A 4,404-nucleotide genomic window follows, 5' to 3' on the forward strand; every position below is an offset into this window, starting at 1 on the left:
AGCAGCGACCACTTCGCCCTGCGAATGCCCCACCACCGCGGCCGGCTCCACGCCCAGCGACCGCCACACCGCCGCCAGCCCGACGCCCATCGCGAACAGGGCGGGCTGCACCACATCCACACGGTCCACCGGCGGGTGATCGCCCCCGGCTCCCGCCAGGACCTCACGCACCGACCAGCCCGTCAACGGACGCAGAGCCGCATCACACCGGCCCACCGCCTCCGCGAACACCGCACTCGACTCCAGCAGCGCACGCCCCATCCCCGGCCACTGCGAACCCTGCCCCGGGAAGACGAACACCACCTTCCCGCGTGCCTCGGCCACACCGGACACCACCGCATCCAGCGAACGACCCTCGGCCAACGCCGACAGCCCTTCCACCAGACCCGCCACATCCGAAGCCACCACACTCGCCCGCGAGGCGAAGTGCGTGCGGTGACGGGCAGCGGTCAGCGCCACATCGGACAAGGACACGTCGCCCCGCTCCCCCAGCCAGGACGCCCAGCGTCCGGCCTGGGCACGCAGCGCTGCCTCACTCCGGCCCGAGAGCACCACCGGTACGGGGACCGGTGCAGCGGCCTCTCCCTCGGTGGGAGCGGCCTCGGCCGCCGGGGGCTCCTCGATGACGACGTGGGCGTTGGTTCCGGAGAGGCCGAACGACGACACGCCGGCGCGCCTGAGGCGCTCGCCGTCGTGCTTCCACGGGCGGGCCTCGTTCAGCAGCGCGAGGCCGCTGGTGTGCCACTCGATCAGGGGTGTGGGCTCGTCGGCGTGGAGCGTGGCGGGCAGGATGCCGTGTTCCAGCGCCAGCACCATCTTGATCACGCCGACCACACCGGCCGCCGCCTGCGCGTGCCCGATGTTCGACTTGGACGAACCCAGCCACACCGGCCGGCCCTCGGGGCGTTCGGGCCCGAAGACCTCGGCCAGCGCACCCGCCTCGATCGGATCACCCAACGACGTACCCGTCCCATGCGCCTCGATCGCATCGATGTCGGCGGGGGTCAGGCGGGCGGCGGTGAGGGCGTCGCGGATGACGCGCTGCTGGGAGGGGCCGTTGGGGGCGGTCAGACCCTGACTGCGGCCGTCCTGGTTCACCGCGCTGCCGCGGATGACGGCCAGCACGCGGTCGCCGTCGCGCTCGGCCGCCGACAGCCGCTTCAGCAGCAGCACCCCCACGCCCTCGGCCCAGCCCGCACCATCGGCGCCGGCGGAGAAGGACTTGCACCGTCCGTCCCCCGCCATGCCCTTGAGCCGGCTGAACTCCACGAACAAGGCAGGCGTGCTCATCACCGTGACACCGCCGGCGAGGGCCTGTTCGCACTCGCCCTGGCGCAGCGCCTGGATCGCCAGATGGAGGGCGACCAGCGAGGACGAGCAGGCGGTGTCGACGGTGACCGCCGGGCCCTGGAGGCCGAGCGTGTAGGAGACGCGGCCCGACACGACGCTGGAGGCGTTGCCGGTGCTGACATAGCCGTCGAGGGCGTCCAGGTCGGCGCCCTGCTGGTTGCCGTAGTCGGAGCTCATGGTGCCGAGGTAGACGCCGGTACGGCTCTCGTTCAGCGTCTCGGGGCGGATGCCGGCGCGCTCCAGTGCCTCCCAGGAGGTTTCCAGGACGAGGCGCTGCTGCGGGTCCATCGACAGGGCCTCCCGGGGGCTGACCCCGAAGAAGGCGGCGTCGAAGCCCTCGACGTCGTCGATGAAGCCGCCTTCGCGGGCGTAGCTCTTGCCGACGGCCTCCGGGTCCGGGTCGTACAGGTCCAGGCCCTGCCAGCGCTGCGGCAGGCCGCCGATGGCGTCGCCGCCGTCGGCGAGGAGCTGCCAGAACGCCTCGGGGGTGTCGATGCCGCCGGGCAGGCGGCAGGCCATGGACACCACGGCGATCGGCTCGGTGCGGGCGGCGCGTTCGGCGCTGAGTTCCTTCTCGGTCTCGACGAGCGCGTTGGTCGTCCGCCGCAGGTAGGCTTCGAGCTTTTCGAGTTTGCCGACTTCGGACGCGCTCATTCGCTCACTCCAAGCTTGCGATCCAGGAACTGCAGAAGGTCATCGGTGGTGCCGGTGTCGATCTCGGTTTCCGGCTGTTCTTCGTGGGCGGGTGCGCTCCGGGCCAGTCCGTCGCGCAGGGCGAGGAGGCTCGCGGCCAGGCCGTGTTCCTCCATCTGGGCCGGGGTGGTGGCGCGGAGGAGATCGACCAGGTTGTCGATCTGGTGGCGGGTGATGCGCGCGCCCGTGGCCGTCCCTGCCCCGGCGGCGGAGCCGACATCGAGCTTGACGAGGAGGAGGGCGGCGATCGCCGACGGTGTCGGGTGGTCGAAGGCGAGGGTGGACGGCAGGGTCAGGCCGGTCTCGGCGGCAAGACGGCGCCGCAGCTCGACCGCCATGAGCGAGTCCATGCCGAGGTCCTTGAGGACCTGGTCGGCGCCGACCCCGTCTGCCGCGGGCAGACCGAGGACGGTGGCCGCCTCGCGCTGCACCAGCCGGGAGAGGTGCGGCAGGCGCTGGTCGTCGGGGAGGGCGAGCAACTGCTCGCGCAGCGTTGAGGGCGAGCCGGTGGCCGCGCCCGCGCGGCGCCTGGAGGTGGCGCGCAGCAGGTTCCGCAGGAGGGCGGGGGCGGTTGCCCCGTTGTCCACCTCGCGTTGGAGCGAGGTGAGTTCCAGCCTGACGGGGACGAGGTGGGCGTGCGGCAGTTCCAGCGCGGCGTCCAGGGCGGTCAGCGCCTGCCGGGTGCTGAGGGCGCCGATGCCGCCGCGCCGCAGGCGGGCCAGTTCGGCCTGGCCGAGTCCGGCGGTGAGGCCGAGACCGGCCTGTCGCCACAGGCCCCACGAGAGGCTGAGGGCGGGCAGTCCGTCCGCCCGCCGACGGGCTGCGAGGGCGTCGAGGAAGGCGTTGGCCGCCGCGTAGTTGCCCTGGCCCGCGCCGCCGAGGACGCCTGCGGCCGAGGAGTAGAGGACGAAGGCGGCGAGGTCGAGGCCCTGTTCCCGGGTGAGTTGGTCCAGGTGGAGTGCGCCGGCGGCCTTGGGGGCCCAGACCTGTTCCAGGCGGTGCGCGTCCTGGGTGGCGAGCAGTCCGTCGTCCAGGACTCCGGCGAGGTGGAAGATGCCGGTCCAGGGGTGGTCGGCTTCCGCGGCGGCGAGGGCGAGGGCGAGGTCTTCGCGCCGGCCTGCGTCGCAGGCGAGCACCTGCACGGTCTGGGCACCGGAGCCGGTGAGTTCCTCGACGAGGTCGGTGGCGCCGGGTGTCTCCAGGCCGCGGCGGGAGGTGAGCACCAGATGGCGTACTCCGTGCTCACGGACCAGGTGGCCGGCGAGGGCGCGGCCCAGTTCGCCCGTGCCGCCGGTGATCAGCACCGAGCCGGTGGGGGCGAGCGGGGTGGCTGCCGGGGGCCGGGGGGTCTTGTCCTCGGTGGTGCCGGCTGCGGGGGCGTTAGTGCCGGCTGCGGCGCCGGCTGTGGGGGCCGTGGTGCCGGTTGCGGGGGCCGTGGTGGTGCGGACGAGTCGGGCGGTGCGGATCTCGCCGTCGCGTATCGCGATCTCGGGTTCGCCGGGCAGGGCGAGGGCCGCGGGCAGGAGGGCGTCGTCCGCCGCCGTGCCGAGGTCGATCAGGCGGATCACGCGCTCGGCGTACTCGCTCCGCGCGACGCGGAGCAGGCCCCACAGGGGTGCGTGGGCCAGGTCGCGGACATCGTCGTCCGCGCCGATGGCCGAGCGCGTGATCCATACCAGTTCCGCTTCGGCCAGGCGGGGGTCTCCCACCAGGCTCTGCAGAGTGCGCAGTGTCTCGGCGGTCAGCCGGTACGCTGCGCCACCACCCGGGGGCGTGTCCGCCGTGGTCGCGTCGACCACCAGTCGAGCAGGCGCTGCCCACTCATCATCGACGCGGGCCAGCAGTACATCCACATCAGCAACATGTCGGGCCTCCAGGATCTCGGAGAGCTCGGTGTTCTCACCGAGCAGCCAGGTGCCGCCGGCCGTCGTCTCCCGCACCTGCGGGAGCATCGAGGGGCGGAAGTCCACGTGGTAGAGGTGCTCCACGGCATCGGTGGAGCGGAGTTGGTCGGCGGTGGCCTCCCGGATGGAGAGGCCGCTCACCTCGGCGACCGGCCGTCCCGCCGGGTCGGCGACCAGCATGCCGAGGCCGGTTCCGGTCTCGTCCAGGGTGAGGCGCACGCGTAGTTCGGTGCTGCCGGCGGCGTGGAGTTCGACGCCGGTCCACTCGAACGGCAGGAAGACCGGCCGGTCCTCCCCCTGCTCCTCGCGGACCCCGGCCAGGGCGTGCAGGGCGGCGTCGAGCAGGGCCGGGTGGATACCGAAGCCGTCCGCCGGCCGGCCCTCGGCAAGTCGAACCAGACCGTAGGCGGTGCTGCCCTTGCGCCACAGCTCCCTCAGGCCCTGGAACGCCGGGCCG

Annotated in this window: 2 protein-coding genes; both read right to left on the reverse strand. The window is 73.2% G+C overall.

What is annotated here, in order from left to right:
- A partial coding sequence (locus ACPXCS_RS39505; RefSeq protein WP_425971241.1) for a type I polyketide synthase occupies nt 1-2,004 on the reverse strand: 2,004 nt, incomplete at its 3' end.
- On the reverse strand, nt 2,001-4,404 hold a 2,404-nt coding region (locus ACPXCS_RS39510), incomplete at its 5' end, for a type I polyketide synthase (RefSeq protein WP_425971243.1). The genes ACPXCS_RS39510 and ACPXCS_RS39505, both read right to left, overlap by 4 nt.

This window comes from Streptomyces sp. DT190, from assembly GCF_049846985.1.
Classification (GTDB): domain Bacteria; phylum Actinomycetota; class Actinomycetes; order Streptomycetales; family Streptomycetaceae; genus Streptomyces.